Annotated in this window: 16 protein-coding genes; 13 read left to right on the forward strand and 3 right to left on the reverse strand. The window is 71.1% G+C overall.

What is annotated here, in order from left to right:
• Positions 1 to 59: 59 nt before the first annotated feature.
• From AC0665_RS33685 to AC0665_RS33715, 7 genes are all read left to right on the forward strand, one after another.
• Positions 60 to 1595 carry a gamma-aminobutyraldehyde dehydrogenase gene (locus tag AC0665_RS33685; RefSeq protein WP_478609103.1) on the forward strand — a complete coding sequence of 512 codons (1536 nt, stop codon included), beginning with the start codon at positions 60 to 62 and terminating at the stop codon, positions 1593 to 1595.
• A gap of 56 nt (positions 1596 to 1651) precedes the next feature.
• The gene (locus AC0665_RS33690) at positions 1652 to 2899 is read left to right on the forward strand and encodes a polyamine ABC transporter substrate-binding protein (RefSeq protein ID WP_468412913.1); all 1248 of its coding nucleotides are present in this window, start codon (positions 1652 to 1654) and stop codon (positions 2897 to 2899) included.
• A gap of 5 nt (positions 2900 to 2904) precedes the next feature.
• Positions 2905 to 4050 carry an ABC transporter ATP-binding protein gene (locus tag AC0665_RS33695; protein ID WP_468634245.1) on the forward strand — a complete coding sequence of 382 codons (1146 nt, stop codon included), beginning with the start codon at positions 2905 to 2907 and terminating at the stop codon, positions 4048 to 4050.
• On the forward strand, positions 4050 to 4979 hold the full coding sequence (locus AC0665_RS33700; RefSeq protein WP_363118113.1) for an ABC transporter permease: 930 nt from the start codon (positions 4050 to 4052) through the stop codon (positions 4977 to 4979). Before AC0665_RS33695 ends, AC0665_RS33700 begins: the two co-directional genes overlap by 1 nt.
• Complete coding sequence (locus AC0665_RS33705) at positions 4980 to 5780, forward strand: ABC transporter permease (RefSeq protein WP_478609106.1); 801 nt, start codon at positions 4980 to 4982, stop codon at positions 5778 to 5780.
• A gap of 18 nt (positions 5781 to 5798) precedes the next feature.
• Positions 5799 to 7217 carry an NAD(P)/FAD-dependent oxidoreductase gene (locus AC0665_RS33710; RefSeq protein ID WP_478609109.1) on the forward strand — a complete coding sequence of 473 codons (1419 nt, stop codon included), beginning with the start codon at positions 5799 to 5801 and terminating at the stop codon, positions 7215 to 7217.
• A 141-nt stretch (positions 7218 to 7358) separates the two neighbouring features.
• Positions 7359 to 7829, forward strand: coding sequence for a hypothetical protein (locus AC0665_RS33715; RefSeq protein WP_366052649.1), 471 nt, complete (start codon positions 7359 to 7361; stop codon positions 7827 to 7829).
• Here the strand turns inward: AC0665_RS33715 and AC0665_RS33720 are convergent.
• Both AC0665_RS33720 and gabT read right to left on the reverse strand, forming a co-directional pair.
• The gene (locus AC0665_RS33720; protein ID WP_468412907.1) at positions 7811 to 8482 is read right to left on the reverse strand and encodes a phosphatase PAP2 family protein; all 672 of its coding nucleotides are present in this window, start codon (positions 8480 to 8482) and stop codon (positions 7811 to 7813) included. The genes AC0665_RS33715 and AC0665_RS33720 overlap by 19 nt on opposite strands.
• Before the next feature lie 441 nt (positions 8483 to 8923).
• The gene (gene gabT, locus AC0665_RS33725; RefSeq protein ID WP_478507028.1) at positions 8924 to 10258 is read right to left on the reverse strand and encodes a 4-aminobutyrate--2-oxoglutarate transaminase; all 1335 of its coding nucleotides are present in this window, start codon (positions 10256 to 10258) and stop codon (positions 8924 to 8926) included.
• Positions 10259 to 10510: 252 nt separating this feature from the next.
• Here gabT and AC0665_RS33730 point away from each other — a divergent pair, with 252 nt between their 5' ends.
• The 3 genes from AC0665_RS33730 to AC0665_RS33740 all read left to right on the forward strand — a co-directional run bounded on the left by AC0665_RS33730 (position 10511) and on the right by AC0665_RS33740 (position 16002).
• On the forward strand, positions 10511 to 12640 hold the full coding sequence (locus AC0665_RS33730) for an ATP-binding protein (RefSeq protein WP_478609114.1): 2130 nt from the start codon (positions 10511 to 10513) through the stop codon (positions 12638 to 12640).
• Between the two features lie 119 nt (positions 12641 to 12759).
• Entirely contained in the window at positions 12760 to 14433 is a 1674-nt protein-coding gene (locus tag AC0665_RS33735) for a PucR family transcriptional regulator (protein WP_468412901.1), read from the forward strand.
• Positions 14434 to 14556: 123 nt separating this feature from the next.
• On the forward strand, positions 14557 to 16002 hold the full coding sequence (locus tag AC0665_RS33740) for an aldehyde dehydrogenase family protein (RefSeq protein WP_478609117.1): 1446 nt from the start codon (positions 14557 to 14559) through the stop codon (positions 16000 to 16002).
• Between the two features lie 119 nt (positions 16003 to 16121).
• Here the strand turns inward: AC0665_RS33740 and AC0665_RS33745 are convergent, their stop codons facing one another.
• Positions 16122 to 18959: a glycoside hydrolase family 3 C-terminal domain-containing protein gene (locus AC0665_RS33745; RefSeq protein ID WP_478609119.1), complete on the reverse strand. Its 2838-nt coding sequence runs from the start codon at positions 18957 to 18959 to the stop codon at positions 16122 to 16124.
• A 325-nt stretch (positions 18960 to 19284) separates the two neighbouring features.
• On the opposite strand from AC0665_RS33745, the gene AC0665_RS33750 reads away from it, so the two are divergent.
• The 3 genes from AC0665_RS33750 to AC0665_RS33760 are packed head-to-tail and all read left to right on the forward strand — an operon-like array spanning position 19285 to position 22972.
• Positions 19285 to 20970: an extracellular solute-binding protein gene (locus AC0665_RS33750; protein ID WP_478706471.1), complete on the forward strand. Its 1686-nt coding sequence runs from the start codon at positions 19285 to 19287 to the stop codon at positions 20968 to 20970.
• 26 nt (positions 20971 to 20996) lie between these two features.
• Positions 20997 to 22040 (forward strand): ABC transporter permease, encoded by a 1044-nt coding sequence (locus tag AC0665_RS33755; protein WP_468633982.1) that lies wholly within the window; start codon positions 20997 to 20999, stop codon positions 22038 to 22040.
• Positions 22037 to 22972 carry a carbohydrate ABC transporter permease gene (locus AC0665_RS33760; RefSeq protein WP_468633980.1) on the forward strand — a complete coding sequence of 312 codons (936 nt, stop codon included), beginning with the start codon at positions 22037 to 22039 and terminating at the stop codon, positions 22970 to 22972. The genes AC0665_RS33755 and AC0665_RS33760 overlap by 4 nt, the downstream gene beginning before the upstream one ends.
• The last annotated feature ends 111 nt before the right edge of the window (positions 22973 to 23083 follow it).

A 23083-nucleotide genomic window follows, 5' to 3' on the forward strand; every position in this document is an offset into this window, starting at 1 on the left:
GGCACTCAAATCGAGCCTGAGCCACGCCGGCCCCATCAGGGGACACGGAGGAGAGCGACATGCACAACCCGGGCATTGCCACCCCGGACCGATTTCCGGCCGAGGAGCGCTTCGCGGAGGGCGCGCAGTACATCGCGGGGCGCCTGAGCAGGGGCACCTCCGGCCGCACGCACGCGGTCGTCGACCCGGCGTCGGGCGAGGAGGTCCTCACCTATGAGCTGGCGGGCACGGCCGACGTCGACCGGGCGGTCGCCGCGGCCCGGGCCGCCTTCCCGGGCTGGGCGGGAGCCACCCCCGGCGAGCGGTCCGACGCCCTGCACCGGTTCGCCGCCGTCCTGGCCGACCGGGCCGAGGACTTCGCCCGCGCCGAGTCGCTCCAGTGCGGCAAGCCGCTGAAACTCACCCGCGAGTTCGACGTCCCCGGCACGATCGACAACACGGCCTTCTTCGCCGGGGCCGCACGGCACCTCCAGGGGCAGTCCGCCGGCGAGTACTCCGGGGACCACACCTCCTACGTCCGGCGTGAGCCCATCGGCGTCGTCGGGTCGATCGCCCCCTGGAACTACCCCCTCCAGATGGCCGCCTGGAAGATCCTCCCGGCGATCGCCGCGGGCAACACCGTCGTCCTGAAGCCGGCCGAGCTCACCCCGCTCACCTCGCTGCTCTTCGCCCAGGCGGCCACGGACGCCGGGATCCCCGACGGAGTGATCAACATCGTCACCGGCACCGGACGCGAGGCCGGAGAGCACCTCGTCGGCCACCCGGACGTGGCCATGACCTCCTTCACGGGCTCCACCGCCGTCGGCAAGCGCGTCGCCGAGGTCGCCACCGCCACCGTCAAGCGCCTGCACCTGGAGCTCGGCGGCAAGGCGCCCTTCGTCGTCTTCGACGACGCCGACCTGGAGGCCGCCGCCCACGGCGCGGTCGCGGGCTCCCTCATCAACACCGGGCAGGACTGCACGGCCGCCACGCGCGCGTATGTGCAGCGACCGCTGTACGAGGCCTTCGTGGAGCGGACGGCGGCGCTGATGGAGACCGTCCGGCTCGGCGACCCGTTCGCCGCCGGGACCGACCTGGGACCGCTGATCTCGCACGTCCAGCGCGACCGGGTCGCCGGCTTCGTCGACCGGGCGCGCGGCTACGCGCGCGTGGTGACCGGCGGCGAGGCACCCGGGGGCGAGCTCGCCGAGGGCGCCTACTACCGGCCCACCCTGATCGCCGACGCCGCCCAGGACAGCGAGGTCGTCCAGTCGGAGATCTTCGGGCCCGTCCTGGTCGTGCTGCCGTTCGACACCGACGACGAGGGCCTCGCGCTCGCCAACGACACCCCGTACGGTCTGGCCGCCTCCGCCTGGAGCCGGGACGTGTACCGGGCCAACCGGGCGACGCGTGAGATCAAGGCCGGCTGCGTCTGGATCAACGACCACATCCCGATCATCAGCGAGATGCCGCACGGCGGCTACAAGTCCTCCGGCTACGGAAAGGACATGTCCGCGTACTCGTTCGAGGAGTACACCCAGATCAAGCACGTCATGTTCGACAACACGGCGGTGGCGGCCAAGGACTGGCACCGCACCGTGTTCGGGGACCGATAGCCGTATGCAGGCCGCCTGACCAACGGCCGTCCACCCTCCGAAAGGGCACCACGCGCATGGAGCAGTACGAGCCCGACCGCCTGTCCGCGGCCCAAGTGGCCGCGATGCGGCGCAGTCTCAGGAACGGCAGGGCCGCCCTCACCCGGCGGTCCCTGCTGCGCGCCTCCGCGGGCGGGGCGCTCGCGGCCGGCGGACTCGGGACGCTGAGCGCCTGCGGCATCCCGGCGGCCGGCCAGTCGCGGGGCGGCGTCTCGGCCGAGGACCACTCGGCCGAGGAGAAGACGGTGAACTTCTCCAACTGGACCGAGTACATGGACGTCGACGACAGCGGCAAACGCCACCCGACCCTGGACCGGTTCGCCGAGCGCACCGGCATCAAGGTCAAGTACACCGAGGACATCAACGACAACAACGAGTTCTTCGGCAAGATCAAGCCGCAGCTCGCCGCGGGCCAGGACACCGGCCGCGACCTGATCGTCCTCACCGACTGGCTGGCCGCCCGCCTCATCCGCCTCGGCTGGGTGCAAAAGCTCGACCCGGCCAACCTGCCGCACGCCTACGCCAACCTGTCGACCCAGTTCCGCAGCCCCGACTGGGACCCGGGCCGCGCCTACTCCTACGTCTGGCAGGGCATCTCCACCGTCATCGCGTACAACAAGAAGGCCCTCGACGGCGTCGAGGTGACGTCGATCTCCGACCTGCTCGACAACCCCAAGCTCAAGGGGCGCGTCGGCTTCCTGTCGGAGATGCGCGACAGCATCGGCATGACCCTGCTCGACATGGGCAAGGACCCCGCGGACTTCACCGCCGACGACTACGACGCGGCCATCGCCCGTCTCCAGAAGGCCGTCGACAAGGGCCAGATCCGCCGCTTCACCGGCAACGACTACACCTCGGACCTGACCAGCGGAGACTTCGCGGCCTGTGTCGCCTGGGCCGGGGACGTGGTCCAGCTCAAGGCGGACAGCCCCGACATCGACTTCCTCATCCCGGACAGCGGCTATGTGACGTCCACGGACAACCTGCTGATCCCCAACAAGGCCCGCCACAAGACCAACGCCGAGCGGCTCATCGACTTCTACTACGAGCCGAAGGCGGCTGCCGAACTCGCCGCGTACATCAACTACGTGTGTCCCGTCGACGGTGTGAAGGCCGAACTCGCGAAGATCGACGAGGACGCGGCGAACAACCCGCTGATCATTCCCGACAAGGCCATGGCCGCCAAGTCCCATGCCTTCCGCTCGCTGAGCTCGAAGGAAGAGACCGAGTTCGAAGCGAAGTTCGCGAAGCTGACGGGGGCGTGACCACCATGACGAACAAGACCGACCCCACCGGCGACGTCCGCCTCACCGGCATCGCCAAGACCTACGGCTCCTTCACCGCCGTGCACCCGCTCGACCTGACCGTCCCGCAGGGCTCCTTCTTCGCCCTGCTCGGCGCGTCCGGCTGCGGCAAGACCACCACCCTGCGCATGATCGCCGGCCTGGAGGAACCCTCCGCCGGAACCGTCTTCCTGGGCGACCAGGACGTCACGGCCCTCCCGCCGTACAAGCGGCCGGTGAACACGGTCTTCCAGTCGTACGCCCTCTTCCCGCACCTCGACATCTTCGAGAACGTCGCCTTCGGCCTGCGTCGGCGCGGCCTGAAGTCGGTGAAGAAGCAGGTCGAGGACATGCTCGACCTCGTACAGCTCGGCGAGCAGGCCCGCAAGAAGCCGCACCAGCTCTCCGGCGGCCAGCAGCAGCGCGTCGCGGTCGCCCGCGCGCTGATCAACCACCCGCAGGTGCTGCTCCTCGACGAACCGCTCGGCGCCCTCGACCTCAAGCTGCGCCGCCAGATGCAGCTGGAGCTCAAGCGCATCCAGACCGAGGTCGGCATCACCTTCATCCACGTCACGCACGACCAGGAGGAGGCCATGACCATGGCCGACACGGTCGCCGTGATGAACGGCGGCCGCGTCGAGCAACTCGGCTCCCCGGCCGACCTGTACGAGAACCCGCGCACCACGTTCGTCGCCAACTTCCTCGGCACCTCCAACTTCATCGAGGCCGAGGTCGACGCGAAGAACGGCGAGGAGATCGTGCTGAAGGCGGGCGGCGGCAAGCTCGTCCTGCCCGGGGCGCGCTGCTCCGCGCCCACGGCCACCGGCGGCAAGGTGCTGGTCGGCGTCCGCCCGGAGAAGATCTCCCTCACCCACGCCGACGACGCCGGTGAGATCCCCGAGGGCCGCAACCGCATCACGGGCCGCATCGCCGACTCCAGCTTCATCGGGGTCTCCACGCAGTACGTCGTCGACAGCCCCGTCTGCTCCGACTTCGAGGTCTACGCCCAGAACATCGACCGCGACCCCCGCCTGCTGCCCGGCGCCGAGGTCGTCCTGCACTGGAACCCGGCCCACACCTTCGGCCTGGACGCCGCCCAGGACGCCGACGCCGGAGTGGAAGAGGCGGTCTGATGAGCACACTCACCGAGGCGCCACCGCCCCTGGCCCCCCGACCGCCCGAGCCGAAGCCTCCGAAGCGCAGGGGCCGCCTCACGCCGTACTGGCTGCTGCTGCCCGGCATCCTCTGGCTGGTCGTCTTCTTCGCGCTGCCGATGATCTACCAGGCCTCCACGTCCGTGCAGACGGGCTCCCTGGAGCAGGGCTACAAGGTCACCTGGCACTTCGCCACGTACTGGGACGCCCTGTCCGCGTACTGGCCGCAGTTCGTCCGCTCGGTGCTCTACGCGGGCACGGCGACGATCCTGTGCCTGCTGCTCGGCTACCCGCTGGCCTATCTGATCGCCTTCCGGGCCGGCCGCTGGCGGAACCTGATCATGGTCCTGGTGATCGCGCCGTTCTTCACCAGCTTCCTGATCCGCACCCTCGCCTGGAAGACGATCCTCGCCGACGGCGGCCCGGTCGTCGGCGCGCTGAACACGCTGCACGTCCTGGACGTCACCACCTGGCTGGGCATGACCGCAGGCGACCGTGTCCTGGCCACTCCGCTGGCGGTGGTGTGCGGTCTGACGTACAACTTCCTGCCGTTCATGATCCTGCCGCTCTACACCTCCCTGGAGCGCATCGACGGACGGCTCCACGAGGCGGCGGGGGACCTGTACGCCCGTCCCTCGACGACCTTCCGCAAGGTCACCTTCCCGCTGTCCATGCCGGGAGTCGTCTCGGGCACGCTGCTGACCTTCATTCCGGCGGCCGGTGACTACGTGAACGCCGATCTGCTCGGCTCCACCGACACCCGCATGGTCGGAAACGTCATCCAGACGCAGTTCCTGAGAGTGCTCGACTATCCGACGGCCGCGGCGCTCTCCTTCATCCTCATGGCGGCCATCCTGCTCATGGTCACCCTCTACATCCGCAGGTCCGGGACGGAGGATCTGGTCTAAATGCCCTTCGTCAACTGGCTCAAGAGAAATCTCGTCGTACTGGCGGGACTGCTGACCCTCGGCTATCTGCTTCTGCCGAACGTCGTCGTGACGGTGTTCTCCTTCAACAAACCGAAGGGGCGCTTCAACTACGCATGGCAGGAGTTCTCCCTCGACGCCTGGAAGGACCCCTGCGGAGTCTCCGGGCTGTGCGGGTCCCTGTCCCTCAGCCTCCAGATCGCGGTGTGGGCGACACTCGGCGCCACCCTCCTCGGCACCCTGATCGCCTTCGCCCTGGTCCGCTACCGGTTCCGGGCCCGGGGCGCCGTGAACTCGCTGATCTTCCTGCCGATGGCGATGCCCGAGGTCGTCATGGCCGCCTCGCTGCTCACCCTGTTCCTCAACATGGGCGCGCAGCTGGGCTTCTGGACGATCCTCATCGCGCACATCATGTTCTGCCTGAGTTTCGTGGTCACGGCCGTGAAAGCCCGGGTGATGTCGATGGACCCGAAACTGGAGGAGGCGGCGCGGGACCTGTACGCGGGCCCGTTCCAGACCTTCGTCCGGGTCACCCTGCCGATCGCGGCACCGGGTATCGCGGCGGGCGCGCTGCTCGCCTTCGCGCTGTCCTTCGACGATTTCATCATCACCAATTTCAACGCCGGTTCGACCGTCACCTTCCCCATGTTCGTGTGGGGCTCGGCCCAGCGCGGAACGCCCGTACAGATCAATGTGATCGGCACGACGATGTTCATCGTCGCCGTACTGTTCGTCCTCATTTCCATGGTCGTCGGAAAGCGGCGCAACAGGCACACCGCATAACCGTAGGGAGTTGAAATCATGGCCCCTGGTGCCATGAATCAGTGGACTCGTTCGCTCTCCGACGCCCAGCCGGTCCCGTACTGGCTGGACGACCCCGGCCGGCCCCGCCCCGAACCCGCCCTCACCACCTCCGAGACCTGCGACCTGCTGGTCGTCGGCGGCGGCTACAGCGGGCTGTGGACGGCGCTGATCGCCAAGGAGCGCGACCCGCAACGGGACGTGGTGCTGGTGGAGGGCCGCGAGGTGGGCTGGGCCGCCTCCGGCCGCAACGGCGGATTCTGCGCCGCCTCCCTCACCCACGGCCTGCCCAACGGCCTCGCCCGCTGGCCCCACGAGATCCACACCCTCCAGGAGATGGGCGACCGCAACCTCGACGAGATCGAGGCGGCGGTCGCCCGCTACGGCCTCGACTGCGACTTCGAACGCACCGGCGAGATCGACGTCGCCACCGAGCCGTACCAGGCGCGGGAACTGCGCGCGTGGCACGAGGAGACCGTCCGCCGGGGCCTGGCCGGCGATGTCGAGTACCTGGACGCCGACGCCGTACGGGAGCAGGTGAACTCACCCACCTTCCGGGCGGGCCTGTGGGACCGCAGGGGCGTCGCCATGCTGAACCCGGCCAGGCTCGCCTGGGGCCTGAAGCGGGCGTGCGTGGAACTGGGCGTCCGCGTCTACGAGCACACCCCCGCCCTGACCCTGAAGCCGTACGGCCCCGGCATGGCCGTCCGCACCCCCTACGGCCGGGTCCGCGCCCGCCGGGTCGCCCTCGGCACCAACGTCTTCCCGAACCTCGTCAGACGCGTCCGCTCCTACACCGTCCCGGTGTACGACTACGCCCTGATGACCGAGCCGCTCACCGCCGGGCAGCTCGACTCGATCGGCTGGAAGAACCGCCAGGGTCTCGGCGACAGCGCCAACCAGTTCCACTACTTCCGGCTGTCCGCCGACAACCGGATCCTGTGGGGCGGCTACGACGCGGTCTACCCCTACGGCGGCCGCGTCCGCGCCGAGTACGACGACCGCCCGGAGACCTACGCCAAGCTCGCCGGGCACTTCTTCACCTGCTTCCCGCAGCTGGAGGGCGTCCGCTTCTCCCACGCCTGGGGCGGCGCGATCGACACCTGCTCCCGCTTCTCGGCGTTCTTCGGCACCGCCCACCAGGGCAAGGTGGCCTACGCGGCCGGGTACACCGGTCTCGGTGTCGGAGCCACCCGGTTCGGGGCGGACGTGATGCTGGACCTGCTGGCGGGGGAGCGCACGGAACGCACGGAACTGGACATGGTCCGCAAGAAACCCCTGCCCTTCCCGCCCGAGCCGTTCGCCTGGACCGGCATCGCCCTGACCAAGTGGTCACTGGCCCGCGCGGACACCCACGGCGGCCGGCGCAACCTGTGGCTGCGCACGATGGACCGGTTGGGGCTGGGATTCGACAGCTGACCGACCGGGTGTGATCCGGTTCACTCCAACGAGGTGCCGGAACCCGCGTAATGACCGGGGGGACACCTCCTTCTCCCTCGTGATGGCCTCCGGACGCCCCGCGCGTCCGTGAGGTTCGCGAGAGAGAAGGGGGTCTTTCCGATGACCGGTGCGAAGACGGCGGTCGAGTGGCTCGCATCCGTCGCGCCCGATCCCGAGGCCTGCCGCTGGGAGTGGGAGCGCAACCCGCTGGGTGTGGCGCTGCTGCCCGCCGGCAGCGCCTGGGACGTGCTCATCCTGCCCGGCGAGCTCGGCTACGCCACGCTCGACGTGCTCACCCGCGTGCTCGACCGGCCGGGCCCGGTGCTCGTCGACTTCGGCGACGCCCGGATGGGGTTCTTCGTGCCGCCGGGCACCGCGGCCCGCTGGCTCGGCACCGGCATCCGCACGGCGGGCGCCGGCACCTGGATCGTCGTGCCGTACCCGGGCCGTTCCTCACCCGGCGGGGTCCGCTGGCTGGTCCCGCCGGACGGCTCGGGCATGCTCACGGACCCGGCCCTGCTGGAACTGGCCATGCACGAGGCGGCGGCGGGCCTGGCCACGCGCGACGACGGTCAGGGCCCTGGTGCCTGAGACCGGCCGGACGCCCCGGCCGTCCGGAGGAACAGCCACAGCGACGACAGCAGCACCGCGCACAGACACCAACTGCCCACCACGTCCAGCGGCCAGTGGTAGCCGCGGCGGACCAGGCCGTAGCTGGTGCCGAGGACCAGGGCGACGCAGAGGAGGATCAGCGCGCGGCGGGCCGGGCGCGAGCGCAGCCGGGGAAGCAGGAGCAGGGTCGCGCAGCCGTAGGCGACGGCGGCCGTGGCGGTGTGCCCCGAGGGGTAGTAACCGGTGCCGGGCGGTTCGGCCGGGGTGCCCGGACGTGCCATGAGCAGCTTCAGCGGAACGACCAGCGCCGGGACCAGGGCCATGAGCAGGACGGCGGCGGCGACGGGCAGCCACCAGCGGTCCGTGCCGTCCCGCCGGCCTCGGACGGCGAGGTACCCGAGCGCGACGGCGAGGACCGGGACCGCGACCTGGACGTTGCCCAGGTCGGCGAGGAGCTCGGAGCCGCGGTCCGGATTCACCAGCAGGCGGCTGAGGCGTTCGTCGAGCCCGACGAGCGGCCCGCCGACGGCGACCTGCCAGGTGATCGCGGCGAACAGCAGGGCCGCGAGGGCGAGCAGGACGGTGACCGTGCCCGGGAGTGCGGTGCGTTCCCGGTTCGCGGAGATCGGCATGCGGCACAGCTTGGCACGAGCACGCACGCCCGCTCGCCGCCGGAGAACCGAGGGGAAAGGGAGGTCGGCCGCCCCGGAACAGGGGGGTGGTTCCGGGGCGGCCGTCCGGACCGAACGTCGCGCGCCCCGGGGGGTTTGGGGCGGGCGACTGTCCGATCGGTGAGGAGATCCAGAGCTCAGGCTCCGGTTGTGTGCGCGAGGGCACGACCAGGTCGAAGCTGGGGAGGCCCCGGCCTGATGTCACCCACAGTCCCCTGTGGGCGGGGTGTATCTCTCATCTGGGTAGAACCTACGACAGGGGCAGGGCGCAGGACAGGCCGTAGAGCGCCCTGTCATCCACCTCGCACACCTTCTTCACACGCTCTGCCGCTCACCGCCCTGGTGACGGAACCGGGGCGGCTCACCTGCCCGGACGGTGGCTCAGATGCGCGTGCCGCGGGGTCAGATGCGGGTGAACGCCTGCTCGATGATGTCGAGGCCCTCGTTGAGCAGGTCCTCGCCGATCACCAGCGGGGGCAGGAAGCGGAGCACGTTGCCGTAGGTTCCACAGGTCAGGACCAGCAGGCCCTCGGCGTGGCAGGCCTTGGCGAGCGCGGCGGTCGCCTCCGGGTTCGGCTCCTTGGTGGCACGGTCCTTGACCAGCTCGATGGCGATCATCGCGCCCCGGCCACGCACGTCGCCGATGATGTCGAACTTCTCGGCCATGGCGCCGAGGCGGGCCTTCATGACCGCCTCGATGTTCTTCGCCTTGGCGTTGAGGTCGAGTTCCTTCATCGTCTCGATGGAGCCGAGCGCGCCGGCGCAGGCGACCGGGTTGCCGCCGTAGGTGCCGCCCAGGCCCCCGGCGTGCGCGGCGTCCATGATCTCGGCGCGCCCGGTGACGGCCGCGAGCGGCAGACCGCCGGCGATGCCCTTCGCGGTCGTGATGAGGTCCGGGACGATGCCCTCGTCCTCGCACGCGAACCACTGGCCGGTGCGGCAGAAGCCCGACTGGATCTCGTCGGCGACGAAGACGATGCCGTTGTCCTCGGTGAACTTGCGGATCGCCGGCAGGAAGCCCTTCGCCGGCTCGATGAAGCCGCCCTCGCCGAGCACCGGCTCGATGATGACCGCGGCCACGTTCTCCGCGCCGACCTGCTTGCTGATCTGGTCGATGGCCTGCGCGGCGGCCTCGGGGCCCGCGTTCTCGGGCCCGGTCGGCCAGCGGTAGCCGTACGCCACCGGCACCCGGTACACCTCGGGCGCGAACGGGCCGAAGCCGTGCTTGTACGGCATGTTCTTCGCGGTCAGCGCCATGGTGAGGTTGGTGCGGCCGTGGTAGCCGTGGTCGAACACCACGACGGCCTGGCGCTTGGTGTGGGCGCGAGCGATCTTGACGGCGTTCTCGACGGCCTCGGCGCCCGAGTTGAACAGGGCGCTCTTCTTGGCGTGGTCACCCGGGGTCAGCTCGGCGAGCGCCTCGGCGACCTCGACGTAACCCTCGTAGGGCGTGACCATGAAACAGGTGTGGGTGAAGTCGGCGAGCTGCGCCGACGCCCGCCGTACGACGGCCTCGGCGGAGGCGCCCACGGACGTCACGGCGATGCCCGACCCGAAGTCGATCAGCCGGTTGCCGTCGACGTCCTCGATGATCCCGCCGCCCGCCCGCGCCGTGAACACGGGCAGCACGGACCCCACGCCCTGCGCGACCGCGGCGGTACGGCGGGCCTGCAGCTCCTGCGACTTCGGACCGGGGATGGCGGTGACGACGCGGCGCTCCTGCGGAAGTGCGGTCATGCGGGGCTCCTGGGGTGGTGCGGATGGTCTCTTACGGACGCTCGGCTTCTTTTCTCGCAGGCTAGGGCGGGGCACGGGGGGTGGGCATGCTCCATGTGGGCGTTGTCGGGGGGACGGCTTGTCCGGGGTGGACATGGCGGTCTCGTGGACCGGTGCCCACGACCCGGCCGTGTAAGCGGTGAACTCCCCAGGCAAGGGCGTTAGATTGGCTCGCTGATGGTGGACGGAGCGGCTGGTCAGGGGGCAGGGGCGATGGACAGCGACGGGACACAGGACGCGCGGGGTACGCATGCGAGTCCCGTGCCGCGCCCGGCGGGACCGCCGGAGGTGCCCGCGATGCCTCCCCGGCCGCCCCGGGCGCCGATGACACCACCGCCGGACGGGTCGGCCTTCCTCGCCTGGCTGCGCGCCCCGCGGCCCGAGGCCGCGCCGGGCGTGTGGCGGTTCGGGCACCGGCCGCGGCCCGCCGAGGAACCCGAGGAGATCCCCACCCGGCAACTGCTCAGCGGGGCACTGATCGCCTTCCTCGTGGGATGGCTGATCTGGTCACTGCTCCAGAACGGCTACATCGGCACCTGGTGGTGGGTGCCGTTCGACCTGATCGTCCCCGACGCCTGGCGGGGCGGCGACAGCGACCTCGGGGAGACCGGGACGTTCATCGTCTACCAGGGGTACGAGCTGCTCGTCGCCTTGGCGATCATGGTCGGGGCGGCCCGGCTCGGCCGCTGGGGCGAGGTGTGGCGCCGCTTCGTCACCCCCCGCTTCCGCCGGCCGCAGGCCCAGGAGACCCGCACGACGCCCGAGGACGACCCCGCCCAGTGGAACGAGCTGCGCGCGGCCGGGGCCGTCGACGCCGCCGAGCGGCTCGCCGCCGAGGCCCGCTCGGGGATGATGCGGGACGTCGACCACGCGCGGATCCTGCGTGCCTGGCAGGGCGTGCGCACCGGACGGCACAGCCTCGCCACCTTCAGCGGCGCCGTGCTCAAGGACGGCGCCGCCGCCTGCCTGCACCCCTCAGGCGAACGCGACCTGCCCGCCCGGCTCGCCCGGCACGACCTCGTCACCGGGCAGGTGCGGCTCGGGACCACCGTGGACGACGCCCGCAACCCCTACACCTACCGCGGCACCGGCCTCGCCCTCGGGCCCGACCTGCTCGGCACCTCGCTCGTTGCCGTCGGCCCCGCCGGATCCGGCAAGACCGGGACCGTCGTCCGTCCGCTCGCCGAGTCGCTGTGCCTGCACGCCCTCGCCGGACGGGCCGCCGTGGTCGTCGTCGGGGCGGCCGGGGCGGGGCTCGGGCCTGCCGAGGCCTACGACGTGGTCGTGCGGATCGGGAACCAGGACTCCGAGTACGACCTCGATCTGTACGGCGGCACCACCGACCCGGACGAGGCAGCGGCCGTGCTCGCCGAGGCGCTCGTCGGGGACCTCGCCGACCCGCATCCCGGCAGCGACAGCCGCCGCTCGACCACCGTCCTCGCCCAGCTGCTCGGGCCGTTCCGGGCCGTGCACGGGCGTTTCCCGTCCGTACCCGAGCTGCGGCAGCTGCTCGACGGGGCGCCGGGGCCGTTCGCCGCGCTGCGGCAGGGCCTCCAGCAGGCCGGGCAGGAGTCGCTGCTGCGCGAGCTCGACGCCCGGGAGCGGCAGATGGGGCAGCCCGGGGACGTCGGCGGGGTGCTGGGCGATCGCGTGGCGCTGCTCGACCGGCCCGCCTTCGCCGGGTTTTTCGACACCTCCGGGCAGTCCCGGCCCTTCACCCTCAAGGCCCTCGACCACCCGGTGCGCGTACGCATCGACCTGCCCCAGCGCGGCCACGCCGACGCCTCCAGGATGCTGGCCCGGCTGGTGCTCGCGCAGTTCACGGCGAGCATCGCCGTACGCGAGGACCGGTCGCTGTTCGCCTGCCTGCTGCTGGACGACGCCACCGGCGTGGTGACGCCCGAGGCCGTGCGCGGCATCCAGCGGCTGCGGTCCGGCAACGCCGGGGTCGTGCTCACCCTGCGGACCCTGGACGACGTGGCCCGGCCGCTGCGCGGACCCCTGCTCGGCGCCACCGGCTGCCGGATGGCCCTGTCGGGACTCACCCCCTGGGACGGACAGGACTTCGCCGAGGTGTGGGGCAAGGAGTGGACCGAGGCCCGGGACGTCACCGACCGGCAGATCATCGCCGAGACCCCGGCGGGCAAGGCCGTGCACATGCTGCGCCGGGTGATCACCGGCAAGGCGCCGACCGCCCGGGCGGTGACCGTGCGCCAGGTCGAGCGGGAGCGCTGGTCCGCCTCCGAGCTGGCGCACGCCGTGCCGGCGGGGCACGCCGTGCTGTCGCTGACCGACGTCAAGGGCGAGCACGCGCCTCCGCTGCTGGTCGATCTGCGGGGCTGACCCCGCGGAGCCGGTGCGGGTACGCGGGGACCGTACAGTGAGGCAGAATCGTCACAGGTCGTTCATACGAGGCGGCCAAAACACCACACCGGTCACACCGCCCTGACGCAGAAGGCCTCATGCCCCCGACGCTCGCCTCGCTCGTCCACCACTCCGCGCTGAAGCTGACCGTGCGGGCGGGCCAGGACCGCCTCGACGTGCCGGTCCGCTGGGCGCACCCCAGCGAGCTCGCCGACCCCGTCCCGTACATGGAGGGCGGGGAACTGCTGCTGATCACCGCCCTCAAGCTGGACGCCGAGGACCCGGAGGCCATGCGCCGTTACGTGCGGCGGCTGGCCGGGGCCGGGGTGGTGGGGCTGGGCTTCGCCGTCGGCGTCCACTACGAGGAGATCCCCGGGGCGCTCGTCGCCGCGGCCGAGGAGGAGGGCCTGCCCCTGCTGGAGGTGCCGCGCCGCACACCGTTCCTCGCCATCAGCAAGGCCGTGTCCGCCGCGATCGCCGCCGACCAGTACCGGGCCGTCACCGCCGGGTTCGCCGCCCAGCGCGAGCTGACCCGGCAGGCCCAGACCGGCGGGCCGGAGGGGCTGCTGGCCGCGCTGGCCTCACAGGTCGACGGATGGGCCGCGCTGTACGACGCCTCGGGCGCGGTCGTCGCCACGGCACCGGAGTGGGCGGGGCGGCGTGCCGCGCGGCTCACCGGCGACGTGCAGAAGCTGCGGGACCGCCCCGCGCCCGCCTCGTCGGTGGTCGGCGGGCCGGAGAACGAGGACCGGGTCGAGCTGCACACCATCGGCACCGGCCGGCGCCCCCGGGCCGCCCTCGCCGTCGGTACGGCCGGCGCCCCGGGCACCGCCGAGCGCTACGCCGTCCACTCGGCGATCGCGCTGCTGACCCTGACCACCGAACGCTCGCGGTCGCTCCAGGCGGCCGAGCAGCGCGTCGGCGCGGCGGTGCTGCGCATGCTGCTGGCCGGGGAGCCCGACCACGCCCGCGCGGTCGCCGGAGATCTGTACGGCGAACTGCTGGACGCGCCGTTCCGGATGATGGTCGCCGAGCGGGTGCCGGTGTCGGCGTCGGCCGCGCTGGCCCGTGCCGAGGCCCGGACGGGCGCCCCGGCCGCGGACCGGCCCTCGGCGGCCGCGCTCGCCGCCGCCGACACCGGCGGGGACCCCCTCGCGGCGCTCGCGGACGTGGTGGAGTCCGCCGCGGCCCGGGCCGGTGAGGCCGTGCTGGTGGTGCCGGAGGGGGAGCGGCTGGTGGTGCTGGCAGCGGACCGCGGCGCGGCGGCGGCGGCCTGCGGGGAGTACGCGGCCGCCCTGGAGACCGCCCGGGCCGGGCTGCGCGAGAAGGTGCCGGGCGGCGAGGAGGACGAACTGGTCGTGGGGCTTTCGGCACCGGCCGGTCCCATCGCCGCGTCCGCCGCGTACAAGCAGGCCGAACAGGCGCTGTCGGTGGCGCGGCGGCGCGGGCGCGTCCTGGTGGAGCACGAGCGGATGGCCGCCGGATCGGTGCTGCCGCTGCTGGCCGACGACGCCGTGCGGGCCTTCGCCGACGGCATGCTGCGACCGCTGTACGAGCACGACGCCACCGGACGCGGCGACCTCGTGGCCTCCCTGCGCGCCTGGCTGTCCAAGCACGGCCAGTGGGACGCGGCGGCGGCCGATCTCGGCGTCCACCGGCACACCCTGCGCTACCGCATGCGCCGCGTCGAGGAGATCCTCGGCCGGTCCCTGGACGACCCGGACGTCCGGATGGAGCTGTGGCTGGCCCTGAAGGCGGCCACCACCGAGTAGCCAAACCGTAGCAACCGCGTCCCCCAGTGCTACGGCTCGGACAAACGCCCTTCGGCCACCTCGCGCCTACCGTTGATCCCGCAGCACAGGATCACCCCCAACGCCGAAGGGCCGGAACCCGCTATGACCTCCACCCACGCCTTCTGGCTCGCCGGCCGCCAGGCCACCGGCGAGGACACCTTCGACGTCACGTCCCCGTGGGACGGGCGGCTCGTCGGCACGGTGAGCGTGCCGACGGACGCGCAGGTCGAGGAGGCCGTGGCCGCCGCGCACGCCGTCCTGGACGAGTTCGCCGCCACCCCCGCGCACGTGCGGGCCGCCGCCCTCGACCACGTCAGCAAGCGCCTGGCCGAGCGCACCGAGGAGATCGCGCGGCTGATCTCCGCCGAGAACGGCAAGCCCATGAAGTGGGCGCGCGGCGAGGTCGGCCGTGCCGTGTCGGTGTTCCGGTTCGCGGCCGAGGAGGCCCGGCGGTTCAACGGCGGCGAGGCCCAGCGCCTCGACACCGACCTCGGCGGCCAGGGCCGGCTCGCCCTCACGCGCCGCTTCCCCAAGGGCGTCGTCCTGGGCATCGCGCCCTTCAACTTCCCGCTGAACCTCTGCGCCCACAAGGTCGCCCCGGCCATCGCCGCCGGCGCCCCGATCATCCTCAAGCCGGCCCCGGCGACCCCGCTGTCCGGCCTGATCATCGGTGACCTGCTGGCCGAGACCGAGCTGCCCGCGGGCTCCTGGAGCATCCTGCCGGTCGCCAACGACAAGATGCCCGCCCTCGTGCAGGACGAGCGCCTGCCCGTCATCTCCTTCACGGGCTCCGAGAAGGTCGGCTACGCGATCATGGACTCGGTGCCGCGCAAGCACTGCACTCTGGAGCTGGGCGGCAACGGCGCGGCCGTCGTCCTCGCCGACTGGGCGAGCGACGAGGACCTGGACCGGGCGGCGAACCGCATCGCCACCTTCTCCAACTACCAGGGCGGCCAGTCCTGCATCTCGGTCCAGCGCGTCATCGCCGACGCCTCGGTGTACGACCGGCTGCTGCCGCGCATCGTCGCCGCCGTCGAGGCCCAGGTCACCGGCGACCCGAGCGACGACGCCACCGATGTCGGCCCGCTGGTCAGCGAGGACGCCGCCAAGCGCGTCGAGACGTGGGTCCGGGAGGCCGTGGACGCCGGGGCGAAGCTGCTCACCGGCGGCAAGCGCGACGGCGCCTCCTACGCGCCGACCGTCCTGGCCGAGGTCCCGGCCGACGTCACGATCTCCTGCGAGGAGGTCTTCGGGCCGGTCCTCACAGTGCAGAAGGCGGACGGCGAGGCCGAGGCCTTCGCCGCGGTCAACGACTCCAAGTACGGCCTCCAGGCGGGCGTGTTCACCCACGACCTCCAGACCGCCTTCCGCGCCCACCGGGCCCTGGAGGTCGGCGGCGTGGTCATCGGGGACGTGCCGTCCTACCGCGCCGACCAGATGCCGTACGGCGGGGTCAAGCAGTCCGGCGTGGGCCGCGAGGGCGTGCGCTTCGCCATGGAGGACTACACCTACGAGCGGGTGCTGGTGCTGACCGGCATCGAGCTCTGAACCGTCTCCGCCCCACCCTCTGGCTTATGGAAACCATTTTCATATAAGCTCGGCGAAGGGGCCCGGCACCGATGCCTTCCGGTGCCGGGCCCCTTCTTGTGCCGGCCTGCTCCGGACCCTCAACCGGAGAAGCCGACATGCGCGAGCCGCAGCGGGCCGCGCAGTTCGAGGCGCACGTCGTGGACGCCCGAGGCGACGACGGACGTGCCGAGGCGGACGTAGTCGTAGGGGCCCGAGGTCGGCGCGGCGGGCGACAGTGTCGCGAGGACCGGACCGCCGTCGAGGGACAGCACGACCGTGCCCTCACCGGCCACCTCGACCGTCACCTCGCAGACGCCCTCCCCGAAGTCACAGGCCCGGTACAGCAGCTCACCGGAACCGGCGCCCACCGGCGTCACGGCGTCGCCCGAGACCTTCGTCCGGTCCACGATCTCGATACCGCTGTGCTCGTCGAACGAGGCCGCCGGAAGACCGTCCGCGACGACCGCGCGCGGCACGGCGGGTTCGCCGTCGAGTGTGACGGTCGTCCGCAGCCGGACGTCCTCGCTGGACGCCCCGGCCAGCAGCTCGTACGCGCCCGGCTCCACCCGCCACCGGCCCTGCGTCACGTCCCAGAACCCGAAGTCGGTCAGCGGGACCTCGAAGCTCAGCTCGGCCGTCGCCCCCGGGGCGAGCGTCACGCGGCGATGGTCCAGCAGCTCGCGGCGCGGACGCGGCACGGACGCGTCGACGGCCCGGGTGTAGAGCTGGGCCACCTCGTCGGCCGTGACGGCACCGGTGTTCGTGACGCTGAAGGAGACCCGCACGGCCGCGCCCTCGACCCGGGCCGCCAGGTCGCCGTACGCGAACGACGTGTACGACAGGCCGTGCCCGAACGGGAACAGGGGCGTGCCCTCGAAGTAGAGGTACGTCTGGCGGGCGCCGATCACGTCGTAGTCGAGGAGCCCCGGCAGGTCGGTGTCGTCGGCGTACCAGGTCTGCGGCAGGCGCCCGGCGGGGGAGACGTCACCGGCCAGGACGCGCGCCAGCGCGGTGCCGCCCGCCTGGCCGCCGTGCGCGGTCCACAGCACCGCGGGCAGCTCGGCCGGGTCGACGGCGTACGGATAGGCGGAGACCAGCGCCAGCACGGTGGCCGGGTTCGCCGCGCGGGCCGCCCGCAGGAGCCGCTCCTGCTGGCCGGGCAGGCGCAGGGTCGTGCGGTCCTCGGTCTCGCGGCCGTTGATGTGCGGGTCGTTGCCCGCGACCACCACGACCACGTCGGCCGCCGCGGCGGCCCGTGCCACCGCCTCCTCGCCGCGCTCGGCGACGACCAGCTCGAAGACCTCGGGATCCTCGTCGGCAACCTTTACGCCGTCGGCGGAGACAGACACGTGCCGGCCCGTCCCCAGGTGCTTCAGGAGGTGCCCGTTCCCGTGCGGTTCCAGGCGGAACGTCTCCTGAACGAACCAGCCGCCCGGCTGGTCTGCGGAGGCGCGCAGGAAGCCGTCGTCGGCGACCGAGAGGTAGCGGCCGTCGGGGGCGCGCAGGGTCAGGACGTCCTCGCCCCAGTCCACGAGCGCCAGTTCGGTGCCGTCGGCGTCGGTCGTGAGCGGCGGCAGGTCGGTGCGGCCCCTGAGCAGTGCCGGGTCGAGCGCGCCCTCGGCCCCGCGTACCTCGTCGGTGGCCCCCTCGGCCGCCGGCACGTGCAGGAAGGCACCCGTGGAGGTCTTGAACCGGACCCGGTCCACGCCCTCCGCGAACTCCACCCGATCGGCGCCGAACCGCTCGTAGAGGCCCTCCAACGGGGTCGAGCGGTGGATGAGCGTGCCGCTGTACCAGTCGAGCTTGCACTCGTCGGCGAGCAGCCCGACCACCGCGACGCGGGTGTCCGGGGCGAGGGGCAGCACCCCGTCGTTCTTGAGCAGGACGACCGCCTGCTCGGCGGCCTCCTGGGCGAGGGCGCGGTGCGCCGGGGTGTCGAACGCGCCGGTCGCGTCGTGCGGGTCGTCACCCGGGTCGAACTCGCCGAGCCGGAAACGGACGGAGAGGTGACGGCGGACGGCCGTGTCGACATCGGCCTCGCTCAGCAGACCGCGCTCCATGGCCCCGCGCAGCCGGCCGATGATCTGCGAGGAGTCCGTGCCGTGGTCGGTGAAGCTGTCGACACCCGCCACGAGGGCCGCGGCGGTGGCCTCCTCGTGGGTGTCGAAGTAGTGCTCGGAGTCGACCAGGTTGCTCGGCGCGCCCGCGTCCGAGCAGACCAGCAGGTCCTCGTCGGTCCAGGTCCGCAGGTGCTCGGACAGGTACGGGGAGACGTGGTTGGGGCGGCCGTTGACCAGGTTGTACGCCGGCATCACCCCGGCCACCGCGCCCGCCCGCACGGTGTCGCGGAAGGCCCGCAGGTCGTACTCGTGCAGCACGCGCGGGCGCACGGAACTCGACGTCGTGTCGCGGTCCGTCTCGTTGTTGTGGGCCAGCCAGTGCTTCAGCACGGGCGCGGTGCGCCAGCAGACGGGGTGGTCGCCGCGCAGGCCGTGCGTGTAGGCCGTGGCGATCGCCGAGGTGAGCTTCGGGTCCTCGGAGTAGCCCTCCTCGTTGCGGCCCCACAGGGGGTGGCGCAGCAGATTGACCGTCGGGGCCCAGACGTTGAGGCCGATCCGGTCGTCCTTGGCGCGCATCGCCCGGATCTCCTTGGACACCGCGTCGCCGACGCGCCGCACCAGCTCCGGGTTCCAGGTGGCGCCGAGGCCGACCGCCTGGGGGAACACCGTCGCCGGGCCCATCCACGCCACGCCGTGCAGGGCCTCCTGGCCGGTGCGGAACGCGGCCACGCCGAGCCGCTCCACGGCAGGCGTGAACTGGTGCAGGAACGACAGCTTCTCGTCGAGAGTGAGCCGTCCCAGCAGATCGTCGACGCGCTTCGCGAGCGGCAGCTGCGGGTCGCGGAACGGTTCGGTGGACGGTGTGTGTGCGATCACGTGGGGATCCCCTTGCGATGGATCGTGGAGACGCTTTCGAAGCGCTTCGATGCTGGGTCGCCGACGGGTCGGGTGTCAAGGGATCAGTGCCGTCACTTCAAGCGGGGCACAAGGAAAGGTCCCTGTCTCGGAGGGCGCAGGAAGTTTGGGAACGACCCTTGTGCGCCCTGGGGTGTTCACTTAACCTCACAGCAACATCGAAGCGCTTCGACTGCGAAAACGCCTAGTCGGTCGAAAGGTCGCTTCAGCTCAGCCAGTTCCACTCGAGACACCGCAGCCGACGGCCTCCGCCGGGTGTCCTGGTGCGCCATGAAGGGTTGACGCAATGACGCCGAATGCCGCCTCTTCCGGACCGAGCCGGAGAAGTTTCCTCGCCTCCACGGCGGTCGCCACCGCAGCGGTGGCGGGTGGGATGCCGCTGCTTGCCGCGTGCGGGGGGTCGGACGGCGGGTCCAAGGACGGCACCACGTCGGGCAAGGACGCCAAGAAGATCCTGCCGGCGTACGTGGCCAGCAACGTGGTGACGCCGGACATCCCGTCCAAGAACGGTTCAGCGCTCGGCTTCACCGGCAAGCTCGACCTCGCCGGCCTCAAGACCTCGGTGTCGAAGAAGCTCGGCAAGGGCGGCAAGGTCACCATCATGGCGCCCTTCTGGGGCTCGCCGCCGAAGCAGAACAACGCCTACTACAAGGCGATGAACGACCTGATCGGCGTCGACGTCGCCTGGCAGAACCAGGACGGCAACACCTACGACCAGAAGCTCGGCGCGGTTCTCGCCTCCAGTGACGTCCCGGACGTCGTGGTGGTCCCCGGCTGGAACATGGGCGGGAAGATACCCAGCGCCATCATCAGCAAGTTCGCCGACCTCGGCCCCTACCTGTCCGGCGACAAGGTCAAGGAGTACCCGAACCTCGCGGCGATCCCGACGGACGCCTGGCGGCGCTCCATCTTCGGCGGCAAGCTGCGCGGCCTGCCGATGCCGGCGCCGTCCGCTCCCTCCATGGTGCCCCTGTACCGGCAGGACATCTTCGAGAAGGAGGGCTACGAAGTCCCCAGGTCCTGCGACGAATTCATGGCCCTGGCCAAGGAGATCACCAACGCCCGGGCCAAGCGGTGGGCCTGCCTGGACATGAAGTGGACCGCGTTCCAGGCCTTCGGCGTGCTCTCCGGCGCGGAGAAGCCGCTCGGCTGGAACCTCGTCGACGGCAAGCTCGTCAACCGCATCGAGACCGACGAGTTCCTCGAAGCGCTGGAATGGTCCCGCAAGCTCTTCGCCGCCGGAGTGGTCCACCCCGACTCGAAGCTGGGCAAGAACGCCCCCGACCCGGGCCCCAAGTTCGCGGCGGGCGAGTTCCTGATCTACCCCAACAACATCTCCCAGTGGTGGGGCCGCACCGCCGAACAGGCCACCCAGAACCCGGACTTCAAGATCTGGGGCATGGACGTCTGGGGACACGACGGCGGCGATCCCACCTTGTGGGCCGAACAGCCCGCCGGCATCTTCGCCTTCGTCAACAAGAAGGCCTCCGAGTCGGTCATCCGCGACGTGCTGGCCGTCGCCAACGTCACCGCGGCGCCGTACGGCACCAAGGAGTACATGATGACCAACTACGGCGTCGAAGGCACCCACTACACCGTCAAGGACGGCGTCCCCCTCAAAACCGACAAGGGCAACATCGAGGTGATGAACGCCTACGTCATGGTCGCGAGCCCGGCCGCGACCCTCGCGCACCCCGACTTCCCCGAGGTCGCCAAGGGCCAGGTCGAGTGGCAGCAGCGCATGGGCGCCTTCGCCAAGAAGTCCTCCTTCTGGGGCATGCAGATCACCGAGCCCGCCCGGTACACCAACCTCGGCAACGACTTCGAGCAGCTCGAGGACGACATCGTCCGCGGCCGCAAGAAGATCAGCGACATGCAGCAGGCTGTCGCCGACTGGAAGAGCAAGGGCGGCGACAAGCTGCGCGACTGGTACCAGAAGATTCTCGATGAGAACGGCAGAGCGGCCAACTGATCCGGGTTCGAGGCGAGGAGAAGGCCGTGTCCCACAGCACGGTGCCTCGGAGCAGGGCCGAGGCCAAGAGGAAGACCACGCGGGACGAGACCGCGCCGGCGCAGGACGGTCCCGGCGGATCCCCGGGGACGCGTCCATCGGGGAAGCTGAGCCTGAAGGTCCGTCTCAGACGCGACCGGCTGCTGCTCCTGATGACCCTGCCGGCCGTACTGCTGGTGCTGGTGTTCAACTACATACCGATCCTCGGCAACGTCGTCGCGTTCCAGGAGTACGACCCGTACATCAGTGACAACGGCGTCATCTCCATGCTGAACAGCCCCTTCGTGGGCCTGGAGAACTTCCAGCGGATCTTCGAGGACTCGGCCTTCTGGAACGCCGTCGAGAACACCCTGGTGCTGTTCTTCCTCCAGATCGTGCTGTTCTTCCCGATCCCGATCCTGCTCGCGCTGCTCATCAACAGCGTGATCAGGCCCCGGGTGCGGGCGGTCGCGCAGGCCGTGCTCTACCTGCCGCACTTCTTCTCCTGGGTGCTGGTGATCGCCGTCTTCCAGCAGCTCTTCGGCGGCGCCGGAATCCTCTCCCAGCTGCTGCGGCGCAACGGGTACGACGGTCTCGACATCATGACCAACCCGGGCACCTTCCCGCTGCTGATCACCGCGGAGAGCATCTGGAAGGACGTCGGCTGGGGGATCATCGTCTTCCTCGCCGCGCTCGCCTCGGTCAGTCCCGATCTCTACGAGGCCGCCGCCATGGACGGCGCGAGCCGCTGGCGCCGGATGTGGCACGTGACCCTCCCCGCGCTGCGCCCGGTGATCGCCCTGCTGCTGGTGCTGCGCGTCGGTGACGCCCTCACCGTCGGCTTCGAACAGATCCTGCTCCAGCGCGACGCCGTCGGGCCCGGGGCAGGGGAGGTGCTCGACACCTTCGTGTGGTGGAACGGCGTGCGCAACCAGGACTTCAGCTACGCGGCCGCGGCCGGTCTGATCAAGGGCGTCGTGAGCCTCGGACTGGTCCTCGTCGCGAACAAGGTGGCCCATCTCATGGGCGAGCAGGGGGTGTACAAGAAGTGAGCGCCGTCGTCGACAAACCCGTGAGCAAGCCACGCCGGTGGCAGGCGCCGCCCCGGCCTGCCTGGGAGGAGAAGCCGTCCAGGGCCGGCCTCGCGGGCAAGGGCCTCGCACTGTCCCTGGCCTGCCTCGCGATCCTCTTCCCGCTGTGGATCGTCGTCGTGACGAGCCTGTCGTCGCGGAAGACCATCGACGAGGCCGGCGGGCTGGTGATGGTGCCCAAGGGGATCACCTTCATCGCGTACAAGGAACTGCTGAGCGGCGGCCAGGTCACCCGGGCCACGATCATCAGCCTTCTCGTCACCCTGATCGGCACGCTGTTCTCGATGACCGTGTCCGTCCTGTGCGCGTACGGGCTGTCCCGGACGGGGTCCCTGGGGCACCGCTGGATCCTGATGACGCTGCTGGCGACGATGTTCTTCAGCGCCGGCCTCATCCCGACGTACCTGCTGGTGCAGACCCTCGGGCTGACGGACACCTATCTGGCACTCATCCTGCCCAGTGCGGTGAGCGTGTTCAACATCCTCGTGCTGCGCGGGTTCTTCATGGGGATATCCCAGGAACTCGTCGACAGCGCACGCATCGACGGCGCCGGTGACTTCAGGATCCTGTGGCAGATCGTCGTGCCGCTGTCCCGGGCCGTGATCGCGGTCATCACGCTCTTCTACGCCGTCGGCTACTGGAGCGCCTGGTTCAACGCCTCGCTGTACCTGAACGACCAGGACATGATGCCGCTGCAGAACGTCATGATCCAGCTGGTGCAGAAGCAGGAGGCGCCGGTGGGGCTGGGGCAGGCCATCAAGACGGGGCAGCTGTCGGGGCTGGCGGTGCAGATGGCCGTGATGGTGATGGCGCTGCTGCCCGTCGCCGTGCTGTCCCCCTTCGTCCAGAAGCACTTCAAGAAGGGCATGCTCACCGGGGCCGTCAAGGGCTGATCGACACCCACCCGGTGGGGTGTTCCGGTTGTTCGGCGACCGCGGGCGGCTTGTGGCTGCTCGCGCGGCTCCCCGCGCCCCGTTCGGGCGCGCTTCCCCCCTCCTTCCAGA

This window comes from Streptomyces sp. NPDC043685 (assembly GCF_056436585.1).

Excerpts from the sequence above, each read along its gene's own strand:
- AC0665_RS33700 (WP_363118113.1), top strand. The coding sequence starts at position 4,050 with ATGAGCACACTCACCGAGGCGCCACCGCCCCTGGCCCCCCGACCGCCC.
- AC0665_RS33690 (WP_468412913.1), top strand. The coding sequence starts at position 1,652 with ATGGAGCAGTACGAGCCCGACCGCCTGTCCGCGGCCCAAGTGGCCGCG.
- AC0665_RS33715 (WP_366052649.1), top strand. The coding sequence starts at position 7,359 with ATGACCGGTGCGAAGACGGCGGTCGAGTGGCTCGCATCCGTCGCGCCC.
- AC0665_RS33750 (WP_478706471.1), top strand. The coding sequence starts at position 19,285 with ATGACGCCGAATGCCGCCTCTTCCGGACCGAGCCGGAGAAGTTTCCTC.
- AC0665_RS33710 (WP_478609109.1), top strand. The coding sequence starts at position 5,799 with ATGGCCCCTGGTGCCATGAATCAGTGGACTCGTTCGCTCTCCGACGCC.
- AC0665_RS33695 (WP_468634245.1), top strand. The coding sequence starts at position 2,905 with ATGACGAACAAGACCGACCCCACCGGCGACGTCCGCCTCACCGGCATC.
- AC0665_RS33685 (WP_478609103.1), top strand. The coding sequence starts at position 60 with ATGCACAACCCGGGCATTGCCACCCCGGACCGATTTCCGGCCGAGGAG.
- AC0665_RS33735 (WP_468412901.1), top strand. The coding sequence starts at position 12,760 with ATGCCCCCGACGCTCGCCTCGCTCGTCCACCACTCCGCGCTGAAGCTG.
- AC0665_RS33720 (WP_468412907.1), bottom strand. The coding sequence starts at position 8,482 with ATGCCGATCTCCGCGAACCGGGAACGCACCGCACTCCCGGGCACGGTC.
- AC0665_RS33705 (WP_478609106.1), top strand. The coding sequence starts at position 4,980 with ATGCCCTTCGTCAACTGGCTCAAGAGAAATCTCGTCGTACTGGCGGGA.
- gabT (WP_478507028.1), bottom strand. The coding sequence starts at position 10,258 with ATGACCGCACTTCCGCAGGAGCGCCGCGTCGTCACCGCCATCCCCGGT.
- AC0665_RS33740 (WP_478609117.1), top strand. The coding sequence starts at position 14,557 with ATGACCTCCACCCACGCCTTCTGGCTCGCCGGCCGCCAGGCCACCGGC.
- AC0665_RS33730 (WP_478609114.1), top strand. The coding sequence starts at position 10,511 with ATGGACAGCGACGGGACACAGGACGCGCGGGGTACGCATGCGAGTCCC.